This is a genomic window from Streptomyces sp. NPDC012508 (assembly GCF_042902595.1).
Classification (GTDB): Bacteria; Actinomycetota; Actinomycetes; order Streptomycetales; family Streptomycetaceae; genus Streptomyces.
This window is the reverse complement of record NZ_JBIBEO010000007.1, coordinates 484,770-498,096: the sequence shown is the minus strand read 5'-3', so window position 1 is coordinate 498,096 and position 13,327 is coordinate 484,770. Positions and strand designations below refer to the sequence as shown.

Sequence of the window (13,327 nt, the reverse complement as noted above, 5' to 3'; positions counted from 1 at the left end):
CCAGAAGGAACAACGCACGTATGGGTTTCGAACCGCCGCAGCGACTGGTGCGGACGCTCGGCGAGACGTACGGGAACGCTGTCGCGGCCGAGTGGCTCGGGAAGCTGCCCGAGCTCGCGCGGAACGCCGTGGAGCACGCCTCCCTGGACGTCGAACGGGTGATGGCGCCCGGCGGGCGCAGCAGCCTGGTGGTGCTCGTACGGCGGGCCGACGACTCCCCCGCCGCGCTGAAGCTCGCCCCGGAGGCCGCCCGGCCCGATCTGGAGCGGGACGCGCTGGCGCACTGGAACGGCTGGGGCGCGGTGCGGCTGCTCGACGCGCCCGAGGACGGTTCGCTGGTCCTGGAGCGGCTGCACCCCGAGGTGTCGGTGCGGTCCCTGCCCGAGGCGAAGGCGCTCCTCGAGGCGGCGGGCACGGTGCGGAAGCTGTGGGTGGAGCCGCCCGTGGGGCACGGATTCGAGTCGGTGGCCGAGCGCACCGCCCGGCAGGCGACGGCCATGGAGTCCTACCGGGCCGACGCCGAGACCGGTGCGCTGACAGCGGCCGCTCTCGACGCGCGCGCGGAGCTGGTCGCCGACCCTTCCGAGACCCTGCTGCTGCACGGGAACTTCCGCCAGGGCAAGGTGCTCGCCGGTGACCGCGCGCCGTGGCTCGCCGTCGGTCCCGAGCCGCTGGTCGGCGAGCGCGCCTACGACCTGGCGCGGCTGGTTCGGGACCGGGTCGAGGACCTGGTGGGCGCCTCGGCCGGGGCGTCGGCGGCCCGTCGGCGGGTCAACAAGCTGGCGGACTCCCTGGAGGTGGACCGGGACCGGCTGCGCGGCTGGACCCTGTTCCGCGCCGTCGAGTCGGGGACGCGGGCGCTGACGGCGGGGCGGCGGCAGGACGCGGAGCTGCTGCTCGAGTTCGCGGACTGGCTGTAGGGGAATAACCTTGCTGTAACGCTCGGCTCGGAGCTCAGGGGGCCGTCATGGTCGAGGAGCTGTTGGCAGCGGCGGCGGCGACCGGCGTAGCGGTCGTGGTCTACGTAGGCGCGGCCGCGCGCGTGGTGAAGCAGTACGAACGGGGCGTGGTCTTCCGCTTCGGGCGGCTCGTGAGCCAGGTCCGGCAGCCGGGATTCACGATGATCGTGCCGGTGGTCGACCGGCTGCACAAGGTGAACCTCCAGATCGTGACGCTGCCCGTGCCGGCGCAGGAGGGCATCACCCGGGACAACGTGACGGTGCGGGTGGACGCGGTCGTGTACTTCAAGGTGGTCGACGCGGCGGACGCGCTGGTGCGGGTGGAGGACTACCGGTTCGCGGTCTCGCAGATGGCGCAGACGTCGCTGCGGTCGATCATCGGCAAGAGCGATCTGGACGACCTGCTGTCGAACCGCGAGAAGCTCAACCAGGGCCTGGAGCTGATGCTCGACAGCCCGGCGATGGGCTGGGGTGTCGCGATCGACCGGGTCGAGATCAAGGACGTCTCGCTGCCGGAGACGATGAAGCGCTCGATGGCGCGACAGGCGGAGGCGGACCGGGAGCGGCGGGCGCGGGTGATCAACGCGGACGCGGAGCTCCAGGCATCGAAGAAGCTGGCGGAGGCGGCGGGCGTGATGTCGACGCAGCCGGCGGCGCTTCAGCTGAGGCTGCTGCAGACGGTGATGGCCGTGTCGGCGGAGAAGAACTCGACGCTGGTACTGCCGATCCCGGTGGAGCTGCTGAGGTTCCTGGAGCGGGCGGCGCCGCCGCAGGGTGGCGCGGCGCCGTCGGACGCGGCCGGGGACGAGGCGCCCGTGCCGGTGGCGCCGCCGGAGATGTTCCAGGATCCGCTGCCGGAGCTGCCGTCGGAGCCGGAGGCCCTGGAGGGGCCGGAGCCTCAGTCTCGGGTGACGGCGGATCTCCCGGACCTGGCGGACCTCCCGCCGCTCCCGGACGACACGCTGGCGGGCCCGCCGGCGGACCCGGCACCGCGAGACGAAGCGGCGTAGCGGTTCCGCCCGGCCCCCTCCGCCGTCGTGGGCGTTCGTTCCGCGGGGCTGGGGGTCCCCCCGGACGGACTCCGGGGGAGCGTGGGCACAACGGACGGCGCCGCACTCTGCGCACCGCTCAGGCACCTGGCGCCTTGGCCCGGCAAGGGCGCCGTCCGTTGTGCCCACCCGTTCCGCCCCAGCGGAACGAATGCCCACAACGGGGGACGGAGCCGGGTGGGCGTCGCGCGGATGGGCGGGACCGCCCACCCGCGCGGTGGCGGGGTTACGCGGACAGGCGGGCGATCGCTTCTGCCACCGGCAGTTCTTCGCGCTCGCCCGTCCGGCGGTCCTTGAGTTCCAGGACGCCCTCGGCCGAGCGGCGGCCGGCGACCAGGATCTTCGGGACGCCGATCAGCTCCGCGTCGGTGAACTTCACACCCGGGGAGACGCCCGCGCGGTCGTCGACCAGGACCCGGAGGCCCGCGGCGCGCAGCTGCTCCGAGACGTCCAGGGCCAGCTCCGTCTGGAGCGCCTTGCCCGCCGCCACGACGTGGACGTCGGCCGGGGCGACCTCGGCGGGCCAGCACAGGCCCTTGTCGTCGGCCGACTGCTCGGCGAGCGCGGCGACCGCGCGCGAGACGCCGATGCCGTACGAGCCCATGGTCACGCGGACCGGCTTGCCGTTCTGGCCGAGGACGTCGAGCTTGAGGGCGTCCGCGTACTTGCGGCCCAGCTGGAAGATGTGGCCGATCTCGATCGCGCGGTCCAGCTTCAGGCCGGTGCCGCACTTGGGGCAGGGGTCGCCCTCCTGCACGACGACGACGTCGACGTACTCGGAGACCTCGAAGTCACGCCCCGCGACGACGTTCTTCGCGTGCATGCCCTCCTTGTTGGCGCCCGTGATCCACGCCGTGCCCGGCGCCACGCGCGGGTCGGCGATGTACGTGACCTTCTCCAGGCCCTGCGGGCCGACGTACCCGCGTACGAGGTCCGCGCGCTCGGCGAAGTCGGCCTCGGTGACCATCTCGACGACGGCCGGGGCGAAGTGCTCCTCGACCTTGCCCATGTCGACCTCACGGTCGCCCGGCACGCCCACGGCCACGATCTCGCCGTCGACCTTCACCAGGAGGTTCTTGAGCGTGGCGGAGGCCGGGACGCCGAGGGAGGCGGCCAGGGTCTCGATGGTCGGGGTGTCGGGGGTGGGGATCTCCTCGGCGGCGGCGACGGCGGAGCCGTCGACCGGCTGGAGCTCGTAGGAGATCGCCTCGGTGTTCGCGGCGAAGTCGCAGTTCGGGCAGTCGGCGAAGGTGTCCTCGCCTGCCTCGGCCGGGGCGAGGAACTCCTCGGACTTCGAGCCGCCCATGGCGCCGGCGGTGGCGGCCACGATGCGGTAGTCGAGACCGAGGCGCTCGAAGACGCGCTTGTAGGCCTCGCGGTGCAGGGCGTAGGACTGGGCGAGGCCCTCGTCCTCCGTGTCGAAGGAGTACGAGTCCTTCATCAGGAACTCGCGGCCGCGCAGGATGCCGGCCCGCGGACGGGCCTCGTCGCGGAACTTCGTCTGGATCTGGTACAGGATGACGGGCAGGTCCTTGTAGGACGAGCACTGGTCCTTCACCAGGAGGGTGAAGATCTCCTCGTGGGTCGGGCCGAGGAGGTAGTCGCCGCCCCTGCGGTCCTGGAGGCGGAAGAGCTCGGCGCCGTACTCGTCCCAGCGGCCCGTCGCCTCGTAGGGCTCACGCGGCAGCAGGGCGGGCAGCGAGACCTCCTGGGCGCCGATGGCGTCCATCTCCTCGCGGACGATGCGCTCGACGTTGGCGAGGACCTTCTTGCCGAGCGGCAGCCAGCTCCAGATGCCTGCGGCGGTGCGGCGCACGTAGCCGGCGCGGACGAGGAGCTTGTGGCTGAGGACCTCGGCGTCCGCCGGGTCGTCGCGCAGCGTCTTCGCCATCAACTGGGACATGCGCTGGACCGGTGCGTTGGCCATGGTTCTCGTACTCCTGCCGGGTAAGGGTGGTGGCTAGGGGGTGTCCGGCGGACCAGGGCCGGATAGGACGCGGCGTCTGGTGCGGTGCATCGCAAGGCGCCGGCGCCTCCGTAGCGGAGCTGTTGAGGCGCTTCGGCAACGCGGCGAGGTGCCGTGCCAGATGTCGTGGCCCCGGCCATGGTCCGCCGGACACCCCCTAGGAGGTTAGCCGGGCGGCCCGCGCGGGTGGAAATCAGTAACTCAGTTCCGGCGCGGGAGCGGCAGCGGGGCGCCCATCACGGCGTACGGGCGGGGGGCGCTGGGGAAGTGGACCATCCGGGCGAGGTCGACGTAGCCGAGGGAGCGGTACAGGCCGCGGGCCGGGCTCTCGGTGTCGATCGCGGAGAGGATCGAGCGCGGAAGCTTCGACTGGTCGGTGATGGTGGTGATGAGCTCCCGGCCGACGCCCCGCCCCTGATGGTCGGGGTGGACATGGAGTTCGGTGATCACGAAGGAGTCGTCGAGCCACTCGACGGTGCCGTTGGAGCGGAGGTACGGCTCCACGACGCCGGACCACCAGTGGGTCCGGTCGTTGGGCATCCCGTACACGAACCCCACCAGCCGCCCGGACGCGGTGGTCGCTCCGTACGCGCGGGCGCCCGGGTTGAGGAGATGGCGCAGCACGATGTGGCGGCGTACGGCGATCTCGTCCTCGCTCAGTCCGAAGGCGATGGCCTGTACGGCGAGGGCGTCGTCGACACGTGCGGCGAGGTCGACCGGTCCGATCGTGACGTCAGCGTCATCCATGCGCCGCACCTTACAAGTGCCTCAGAAGAGCACGCTCATGAAGGCGCCGACCTCGCGGAAGCCGACGCGGCGGTACGCGGCCCTGGCCGGGGTGTTGTAGTCGTTGACGTAGAGGCTGACGACGGGGGCGACGTCGGCGAGGGCGAAGCGCAGCACGGCGGCCATGCCGGACTCGGAGAGGCCGCGGCCCCGGTACTCGGGGGCGACCCAGACGCCCTGGATCTGGCAGGCCTGACGGGTGGCGGCGCCGATCTCCGCCTTGAAGACGACCTTGCCGTCCTCGATCCGGGCGAAGGAGCGGCCCGTGCCGACGAGTTCGGCGACGCGGGCCTGGTAGAGCAGTCCGCCGTCGCCGGCCATCGGCGAGATGCCGACCTCCTCGGTGAACATGGCCACGCACGCGGGCATGATCACTTCCATCTCGTCCTTGCGGATGCGGCGCACGAGCGGGTCGGGCTCGACGGAGGCGGAGGGCCCTTCGGTGACCATGAGCGGCTGGTTGCCTCGGACGTCCCTTGCGGGGCCCCAGCTGGGCTCCAGGAGGCTCCAGAGCTGGGAGGTGGGCTCGGCGGGCCCGACGATGGAGGAGCAGCGGCGGCCGGTCCTGCGGGCGCGGTCGGCGAAGGCGCGGACGGCTTCGGGGGTGGCGCAGATGGGGACGAGGTTGGCGCCGGAGTAGCACAGGGAGCGCAGTCGTCCGTCGGTGTACCAGCCCCACATCTCGCCGCCGAGGCGCCAGGGGTCGAGTCCGGCGGCCTGGACCCGGGCGGTCACGAAGGCGTTCTCCACGGGGGCGCTCTCAAGGACGGCGAGCGCGGCTCCGAGGTCGGCGGGTTCGAGGACCCGGGTGGTGGTCTGCGTCAACACGAGGGGGCCTCACCATGCGGTCTGCTGATTCTCCGCACTGTACCTGGCGCGTCGAGGAGGTGGCGGGCGAGTGAGCGGAGAGCCCGCCGGGCGCTCGGTGGCCCGTGCCCGCGCCCCTACCTGTCGGCGGAGTGTGCCCGCCTCCGGCGGCGCAGCGGTCCTGTCGCCCACATCGTCAGTCCGACGAGGGAGACGACCAGCGCCCCTCCGACGAGCGTGGGCACGGCCGCGATGAGGAGGGAGTGCAGCAGCAGCTCTCCCCATGTCGCCGGCTCGTCGCCCATCGTGCTCCCACCCGATGCCATGAATGTCACGACGCCGACGGGGAGCGACCGGTTCCGGGGGACGGCACGAGGCCCCGGCGCGGGGTTGCGCCGAGGCCTCGGGTGTCCGTACGTACGGGTTCAGACGCCGATGGCGACCGTCGGCTCGCCGGACATCACGCCGTCCTTCTCCATCTGCTCGGCGATCTTCAGCGCCTCCTCGATGAGGGTCTCGACGATCTTCGACTCGGGGACGGTCTTGATGACCTCGCCCTTGACGAAGATCTGACCCTTGCCGTTGCCGGAGGCGACGCCCAGGTCGGCCTCGCGGGCCTCGCCGGGGCCGTTGACGACACAGCCCATGACGGCGACGCGCAGCGGTACCTCCATGCCCTCCAGGCCGGCCGTGACCTCCTCGGCGAGCTTGTAGACGTCGACCTGGGCGCGGCCGCAGGACGGGCAGGAGACGATCTCCAGGCGGCGCGGCTTGAGGTTCAGCGACTCCAGGATCTGGTTGCCGACCTTGACCTCCTCGACCGGCGGCGCGGAGAGCGAGACGCGGATGGTGTCGCCGATGCCCTCGGAGAGCAGCGCGCCGAAGGCGACGGCGGACTTGATGGTGCCCTGGAAGGCCGGACCGGCCTCGGTGACACCGAGGTGCAGCGGGTAGTCGCAGGCGGCGGCGAGCTGGCGGTAGGCGTTGACCATGACGACCGGGTCGTTGTGCTTGACCGAGATCTTGATGTCGCCGAAGCCGTGCTCCTCGAAGAGGGAGGCCTCCCACAGCGCGGACTCGACCAGCGCCTCGGGGGTGGCCTTGCCGTACTTCTTCAGCAGCCGGGCGTCGAGCGAGCCCGCGTTGACGCCGATCCGGATCGGAGTGCCCGCGGCCTTGGCGGCGTGCGCGATCTCCTTGACCTTGTCGTCGAACTGCTTGATGTTGCCCGGGTTGACGCGGACGGCCGCGCAGCCGGCGTCGATGGCCGCGAAGACGTACTTCGGCTGGAAGTGGATGTCGGCGATCACCGGGATCTGCGACTTCTTCGCGATCGTGGCGAGCGCGTCGGCGTCGTCCTGCGTGGGGCAGGCGACCCGGACGATCTGGCAGCCGGAGGCCGTCAGCTCGGCGATCTGCTGGAGCGTGGCGCCGATGTCGGACGTACGGGTCGTCGTCATCGACTGCACCGAGACGGGCGCGTCCCCGCCCACCGCGACCGATCCGACCTGGATCTGGCGGCTCTTGCGCCGCTCGGCGAGCCGGGTCGGAACGGACGGGATACCGAGAGAAATCGCGGTCATCAGCTGTACAACCCCAAGGTGTGGTTCATCGGGCTCAGGTCTTCGAGATTACCGCCCCGGGCGCGAGTGGCCGGACACCCAGGGGGTCCGGCCACCGATCGGTCACGTCAGCTTCACCGGGTTGACGATGTCCGCGGCGAGGACGAGCAGGGTGAAGCAGACGAACACGCCCGCCACGACATAGGCGGCCGGCATCAGCTTGGCCACGTCGAACGGGCCCGGGTCGGGGCGCCGGAAGATCCGCGCGGTGTGACGGCGTACGGACTCCCACAGGGCGCCCGCGATGTGACCGCCGTCGAGCGGGAGCAGCGGCAGCATGTTGAAGAGGAACAGCGACACGTTGAACATGACGAGCAGCTGGAGGAAGAAGACCAGCCGGGTCTCCGCCGGCGCCTCGATGCTCATCAGCTCGCCGCTGATCCGGGCCGCGCCGACGACGCCGACGGGTGAGTCCTGCTTGCGTTCGCCGTCGCCGAAGGTGGCGTCCCAGAGGTCCGGAACCTTGCCGGGCAGGGCGAGCACGGACTCGAAACCGGCCTGGAGCTGGTCGGTCATCCGGGAGGCGGACTCGCCGAAGGTGAGCGGGACGACCTCGCGGCCGGACTCGAAGCCCAGATAGCCGGCGGAGACGTACTGCAGCGGCTGGACGACGTTGCCGTCCGCGTCCTTCTTCAGGACCTTGTTCTCCAGGAGCGTCGCCCGGAGGTCCAGCTCCTTGCCGTCGCGCTGGACGGTGACGGTGGCGGGCCCGGTGGTGGCGCGGATGCGGTCGGAGAGGGTGTTCCAGTCGGTGACGCGTTCGCCGTTGAAGGCGACGATCCGGTCGCCCTTCAGCAGGCCGGCGGCCTTGGCGGGCGACGGGCGGTCGCCGGCCTGGCAGGTGTCGCGCTTCTCGCTCTGGTCGATGACGCAGTTGGTGACGCCGGCGACCTTGGTGGTCTGGGCCTCGAAGCCGACGGCCATGGCGCTGCCGAAGAAGAGCAGGACGGCGAGGATCAGGTTCATGAACGGGCCGGCGAACATCACGATGACGCGCTTCCACGGCCTGCGCGTGTAGAAGAGCCGCTTCTCGTCGCCGGGCTGGAGCTCCTCGAAGGAGGCCTCCCGGGCGTCCTCGATCATGGCGCGCCAGGGGGAGGTGGAGCGGGCCTCGATCCGGCCGTCCTTGCCGGGCGGGAACATTCCGATCATCCGGATGTAGCCGCCGGCCGGGATGGCCTTGATGCCGTACTCCGTCTCGCCCTTCTTCCTCGACCAGATCGTCGGGCCGAAGCCGACCATGTACTGGGGCACGCGGATGCCGAAGAGCTTGGCGGTGGAGAGGTGGCCCAGCTCGTGCCAGGCGATGGAGACGAGCAGCCCGAACGCGAACAGCGCGATGCCGAGGAGCGTCAGAAGAACGGTCATGCGCGCGCCTCCGCGGTTGCCTTCGCAGCGAGTACTGCCAGTTCCCGGGCCCGGGCCCTGGCCCAGGTCTCCGCTTCCAGGACGTCCGACACCGTCAGTGAGGTTCCCCGGTCGGGGGTGCCGTGCTCGGTGACGACTGCCGTGACCGTATCCATGATTCCGTTGAACGGCAGCCTTCCGGCGAGAAACGCCTCGACGCACTCCTCGTTCGCCGCGTTGAAGACGGCCGGGGCGGTGCCGCCCAGTTCGCCGACGTGGCGGGCGAGGCCGACGGAGGGGAAGGCCTCGGTGTCGAGCGGGAAGAACTCCCAGCTGGAGGCCTTGGTCCAGTCGAAGGCGGGGGCCGCGTCCGGGACCCGCTGGGGCCAGCCGATGCCGAGCGCGATCGGGCCGCGCATGTCCGGCGGGGTGGCCTGGGCGAGCGTGGAGCCGTCGGTGAACTCGACCATCGAGTGCACGTACGACTGGGGGTGGACGACGACCTGGATGCGGTCGAAGGGGATGTCGTAGAGGAGGTGCGCCTCGATGACCTCGAGCCCCTTGTTCACCAGGGTGGCGCTGTTGACCGTGATGACCGGGCCCATGGCCCAGGTCGGGTGGGCGAGCGCGTCCTCCCGGGTGACGTGCGCCAGCTCGGCCCTCGTACGGCCGCGGAAGGGGCCGCCGGAGGCGGTGACGACCAGCTTGCGGACGTCGGCGCGGGTGCCGGCGGCGAGCGCCTGGAAGAGGGCGGCGTGCTCGGAGTCGACGGGGATGATCTGGCCGGGCTCGGCCAGGGCCCTGACCAGCGGGCCGCCGACGATCAGCGACTCCTTGTTGGCGAGGGCGAGGGTGCGGCCGGCTTCGAGGGCGGCGAGCGTGGGCGCCAGGCCGATGGAGCCGGTGATGCCGTTGAGGACCGTGTGGCAGGGCGAGGCGGCCAGCGTGGTGGCGGCGTCGGGTCCGGCGAGGATCTCGGGGAGCGTGGCACCGGGGCCGTACAGCCTGGTCAGCGCCTCGCGCAGGTCGGAGGCCTTGTCCTCGCGGGCGACGGCGACCGTCTCGACCCTGAGCCGGTGTGCCTGCTCGGCGAGCAGCTCCACCCGGCCGCCGGAGGCGGCGAGGGCGGTGACCCGGAAGCGGTCGGGGTTGCGCAGGACCAGGTCGATGGCCTGGGTGCCGATGGACCCGGTGGAGCCGAGGACGACGATGTCCCGGCGGCCTTCGGTCGGATCGAAGACGAGATGCGGGTCGGCGAGAGGAGAGGGGCGGTCGCTCATGCCCCCCATTCTTGCCGCAAAGACCGCGCGCCCTTCACGGGGTGCGGGGGAACGCTCCGAAGACGTGGTGGAAGTCGGGGAACGTCTTCCGTACACAGCCGGGGTCGTCGAAGGTGATGCCGGGGGTGCGCAGGGCGGTGACGGCGAAGGACATGACGATCCGGTGGTCGCCGTGGGTGGCGATCTCGACGGGGCCGGTGGGGGTGCCGGGCCGGATCTCGATCCAGTCGGGTCCGGTGGCGACGGTGATGCCGAGGCGGCGGAGGTTCTCGGCGCAGGCGTCGAGGCGGTCGCACTCCTTGACGCGGGTGTTGGCGACGTCCTCGATGCGCACCGGTCCGTCGGCGAAGGGCGCGAGGGCGGCGAGGGTCGGCATGGTGTCGGAGATGTCACGCATGTTGACGGTCAGGCCGCGCAGGATTCCGGTGCCGCGGACGGTGGTGGCCGTGTCGGTGATCTCGACGTCCGCGCCCATCCGGCGCAGGACGTCGACGAAGCCGAGGTCGCCCTGGAGGGCGCCGGTGCCGAGGCCGGGGACGGTGACGGTGCGGCCGGGTTCGAGCGCGGCGGCGGCGAAGAAGTACGAGGACGTGGAGGCGTCGGGCTCGATGGGGTAGGCGGTCGCCGTGTAGCCGGTGGGGGCGACCGTGTACGTACGTCCCTCCTGGGTGACCTGCGCCCCGAAGGCCCGCATCATCGCCAGGGTGATCTCGACGTACGGCTCCGAGACCAGGTCGGTCACGGTGATGGTGAGGCCCTCGGCGGTGAGCGGGCCGAGCATGAGGAGCGCGGTCAGGTACTGGGAGGACTGGCCGGCGTCGAGAGTGAGCGCGCCGCCCTTGATGCCGGCGGCGTGGACGGTGAGGGGGTGGTGGCCCTCGTTCTCCTCGTGGCGGAGGTCGACGCCGAGGGTGCGCAGGGCGGTGGTGAGGGGGCCGAGGGGGCGGCGGCGCATCTGCGGGGAGGCGTCGAAGCGGAAGGTGCCGTGGCCGGCAGCGGCGAGGGTGGGGAGGAAGCGGGCGGTGGTGGCGCCGTCGCGGCAGTAGACGTCGGCGGTGTCGACGGCGGGCCCTTCGGGGCGTCCTTCGATGAGCCAGGCGCCGCCGCCCGGCTCCTGCCGTACCTGGTGGCCGAGGGCCTTGAGCCCTTCGGCGAAGCCCTCGGTGTCGTCGGAGAGGAGGGGGCGCAGGAGGGTGCTGGTCCCGTCCGCGGCGGCGGCGAGGAAGAGGGCGCGGGCGGTGAGGGACTTGGAGCCGGGGATGTCGATGACGGTCACGGGGGCCATGGTGCCGGGCATCACCACCCTGGTGGACAAACGTTCCGCATGGCGGAACGGGTGGGCACAAGGGTGGTGACCGGTGCCCCTGGCAAGGGCCTCGTGCCCGGGGCCCGGCAAGGCGCCGCGCCCGGGGGCACCGCAGGCACCGGGAGCCTGGGCCCGGCAGGGGGCGCCGTCCGTTGTGCCCACCCGTCCCGCCCCAGCGGGACGATTGCCCACACCGGAGGCGGCGTGGGCATCGCCCCGTCGCGTCAGGGGATCTTGCGGTGGACGTTCTCGTGCGTCGACGGGCCAGGGGTCGCGTCGGCGATCCAGGGGCCGTCGTCGCTCGGGTCCACGATCCCCTCCTCCAGCCACTCGAAGCGGCCCGCCAGGACCCCGTCCACCACGCGCCGGTCCAGGTCGTCCGTGTTGGACCAGAGGCGGCCGAAGAGCTCCTCCACCCGTAGCCGCGCCTGCCGGCAGAACGCGTCCGCCAGTGCCTGGGCCTCGCGGCCGTGCGGGCCGCCCGAGGACCGCAGCAGGTCCGCCCGTACGCACGCCGCGCTCATCGCGAAGAGCTCCGCGCCGATGTCCACGATCCGCCCGAGGAACGCCTGCTTGAGCTCCATCCGGCCCTGCCACCGCGACATGGCGTAGAACGTCGAGCGGGCCAGCTTCCTCGACGTCCGCTCCACGTACCGCAGATGGGTCGCGAGGGTGCCGAACTCCGCGTACGAGTTCGGCAGCTGGCCCGGTCCGGCCACCAGCTTCGGCAGCCAGCGGGCGTAGAAGCCGCCCGCCCGCGCGCCCGCCTTCGCCTTGTCGCCCAGCGACTTGTCGGGGTCGATGATGTCGCCCGCCACGGCCAGGTGCGCGTCGACCGCCTCGCGGGCGATGAGCAGGTGCATGATCTCGGTCGAGCCCTCGAAGATGCGGTTGATCCGCAGGTCCCTCAGGAGCTGTTCCGCCGGGACCGCGCGTTCGCCCCGGGCCGCGAGCGAGTCCGCCGTCTCGTAGCCGCGTCCGCCGCGGATCTGGACCAGTTCGTCGGCGATGAGGCAGCCCATCTCGGAGCCGTAGAGCTTGGCGAGGGCCGCCTCGATGCGGATGTCGTTGCGGTCCTCGTCGGCCATCTGGGAGGCGAGGTCGACGACCGCCTCCAGGGCGAACGTGGTCGCCGCGATGAAGGAGATCTTCGCGCCCACGGCCTCGTGCCGGGCGACCGGCTTGCCCCACTGCTCCCGTACGGCCGCCCACTCGCGGGCGATCTTCAGCGCCCACTTGCCCGCGCCGACACACATCGCGGGGAGGGAGAGCCGTCCGGTGTTCAGAGTGGTGAGGGCGATCTTGAGACCGGCGCCCTCGGGGCCGATGCGGTTCTCGGCCGGGACCCGGACGCCGTGGAAGCGGGTGACGCCGTTCTCCAGGCCACGCAGGCCCATGAAGGCGTTGCGTCGCTCGACGGTGATGCCCGGCGAGTCCGCCTCGACCACGAACGCGGTGATGCCGCCTCGATGGCCCTCGGACTTCGGCACGCGCGCCATGACGACGAGCAGGTCGGCGACGACGCCGTTGGTCGTCCAGAGCTTCACCCCGTCGAGGACGTAGGCGTCGTCGCCGTCCGGGACGGCGGTGGTGGCGAGCCGGGCCGGGTCGGAGCCGACGTCCGGCTCGGTGAGGAGGAAGGCGGAGATGTCGGTGCGGGCGAGGCGCGGCAGGTAGGTGTCGCGCTGTTCCTGCGTACCGAAGATCTTCAGCGGCTGCGGTACGCCGATCGACTGATGCGCGGAGAGCAGCGCACCGATCGCGGGGCTCGCGGAGCCGACGAGGGCGAGGGCTCGGTTGTAGTACACCTGGGTGAGGCCGAGCCCGCCGTACTTCGGGTCGATCTTCATCCCGAACGCGCCGATCTCCTTGAGACCGGTGACGACCTCGTCGGGGATCCGGGCCTCGCGTTCGATGAGCCGGCCGTCGATCCGTGTCTCGCAGAAGGTGCGCAGCTTGGCGAGGAAGGCCTCGCCGCGCCGTACGTCCTCCTCGGAGGGCATGGGGTGGGGGTGGATGAGGTCCAGTCGGAAGCGGCCGAGGAACAGCTCCTTGGCGAAGCTGGGTTTGCGCCAGTCCTGCTCGCGCGCTGCCTCGGCGACCTGCCGGGCCTCGCGTTCGGTGACCTTGGGCCGCTGGGTGGGTGCGGACATGAGGAGCTCACCTGCCGCTCGTCGGGTGCCTTGTGGCTACTCGTCCGTAGTA

General features: G+C 71.7%; 11 protein-coding genes. 2 read left to right on the top strand and 9 right to left on the bottom strand.

Going from position 1 to position 13,327, the window contains the following annotated elements; translation table 11 throughout:
• The first annotated feature begins 20 nt into the window (after nt 1-20).
• Complete coding sequence (locus ACFY8U_RS25840; RefSeq protein WP_389574061.1) at nt 21-920, top strand: aminoglycoside phosphotransferase family protein; 900 nt, start codon at nt 21-23, stop codon at nt 918-920.
• Between the two features lie 47 nt (nt 921-967).
• A complete protein-coding gene (locus ACFY8U_RS25835) occupies nt 968-1,969 on the top strand; it encodes an SPFH domain-containing protein (RefSeq protein ID WP_389574058.1) in 1,002 nt (333 codons plus the stop codon).
• A 265-nt stretch (nt 1,970-2,234) separates the two neighbouring features.
• Here ACFY8U_RS25835 and ACFY8U_RS25830 read toward each other — a convergent pair whose 3' ends face one another.
• The 9 genes from ACFY8U_RS25830 to ACFY8U_RS25790 form a co-directional block, all read right to left on the bottom strand.
• Nucleotides 2,235-3,935 carry a proline--tRNA ligase gene (locus ACFY8U_RS25830; protein WP_389574056.1) on the bottom strand — a complete coding sequence of 567 codons (1,701 nt, stop codon included), beginning with the start codon at nt 3,933-3,935 and terminating at the stop codon, nt 2,235-2,237.
• 240 nt (nt 3,936-4,175) lie between these two features.
• Nucleotides 4,176-4,721 (bottom strand): GNAT family N-acetyltransferase, encoded by a 546-nt coding sequence (locus ACFY8U_RS25825; RefSeq protein ID WP_389574054.1) that lies wholly within the window; start codon nt 4,719-4,721, stop codon nt 4,176-4,178.
• Between the two features lie 21 nt (nt 4,722-4,742).
• Complete coding sequence (locus tag ACFY8U_RS25820; protein WP_389574051.1) at nt 4,743-5,588, bottom strand: GNAT family N-acetyltransferase; 846 nt, start codon at nt 5,586-5,588, stop codon at nt 4,743-4,745.
• 116 nt (nt 5,589-5,704) lie between these two features.
• Entirely contained in the window at nt 5,705-5,872 is a 168-nt protein-coding gene (locus ACFY8U_RS25815) for a hypothetical protein (protein WP_389574048.1), read from the bottom strand.
• 120 nt (nt 5,873-5,992) lie between these two features.
• Nucleotides 5,993-7,150 (bottom strand): flavodoxin-dependent (E)-4-hydroxy-3-methylbut-2-enyl-diphosphate synthase, encoded by a 1,158-nt coding sequence (gene ispG / locus ACFY8U_RS25810; RefSeq protein ID WP_361434427.1) that lies wholly within the window; start codon nt 7,148-7,150, stop codon nt 5,993-5,995.
• A 102-nt stretch (nt 7,151-7,252) separates the two neighbouring features.
• Nucleotides 7,253-8,557: a site-2 protease family protein gene (locus ACFY8U_RS25805; RefSeq protein ID WP_361603526.1), complete on the bottom strand. Its 1,305-nt coding sequence runs from the start codon at nt 8,555-8,557 to the stop codon at nt 7,253-7,255.
• The gene (gene dxr, locus ACFY8U_RS25800) at nt 8,554-9,816 is read right to left on the bottom strand and encodes a 1-deoxy-D-xylulose-5-phosphate reductoisomerase (protein ID WP_389574045.1); all 1,263 of its coding nucleotides are present in this window, start codon (nt 9,814-9,816) and stop codon (nt 8,554-8,556) included. The genes ACFY8U_RS25805 and dxr overlap by 4 nt, the downstream gene beginning before the upstream one ends.
• A gap of 34 nt (nt 9,817-9,850) precedes the next feature.
• Nucleotides 9,851-11,092, bottom strand: coding sequence for a 3-phosphoshikimate 1-carboxyvinyltransferase (aroA, locus tag ACFY8U_RS25795; RefSeq protein WP_389574043.1), 1,242 nt, complete (start codon nt 11,090-11,092; stop codon nt 9,851-9,853).
• 254 nt (nt 11,093-11,346) lie between these two features.
• Entirely contained in the window at nt 11,347-13,275 is a 1,929-nt protein-coding gene (locus ACFY8U_RS25790; protein ID WP_389574040.1) for an acyl-CoA dehydrogenase family protein, read from the bottom strand.
• Between the last annotated feature and the right edge of the window lie 52 nt (nt 13,276-13,327).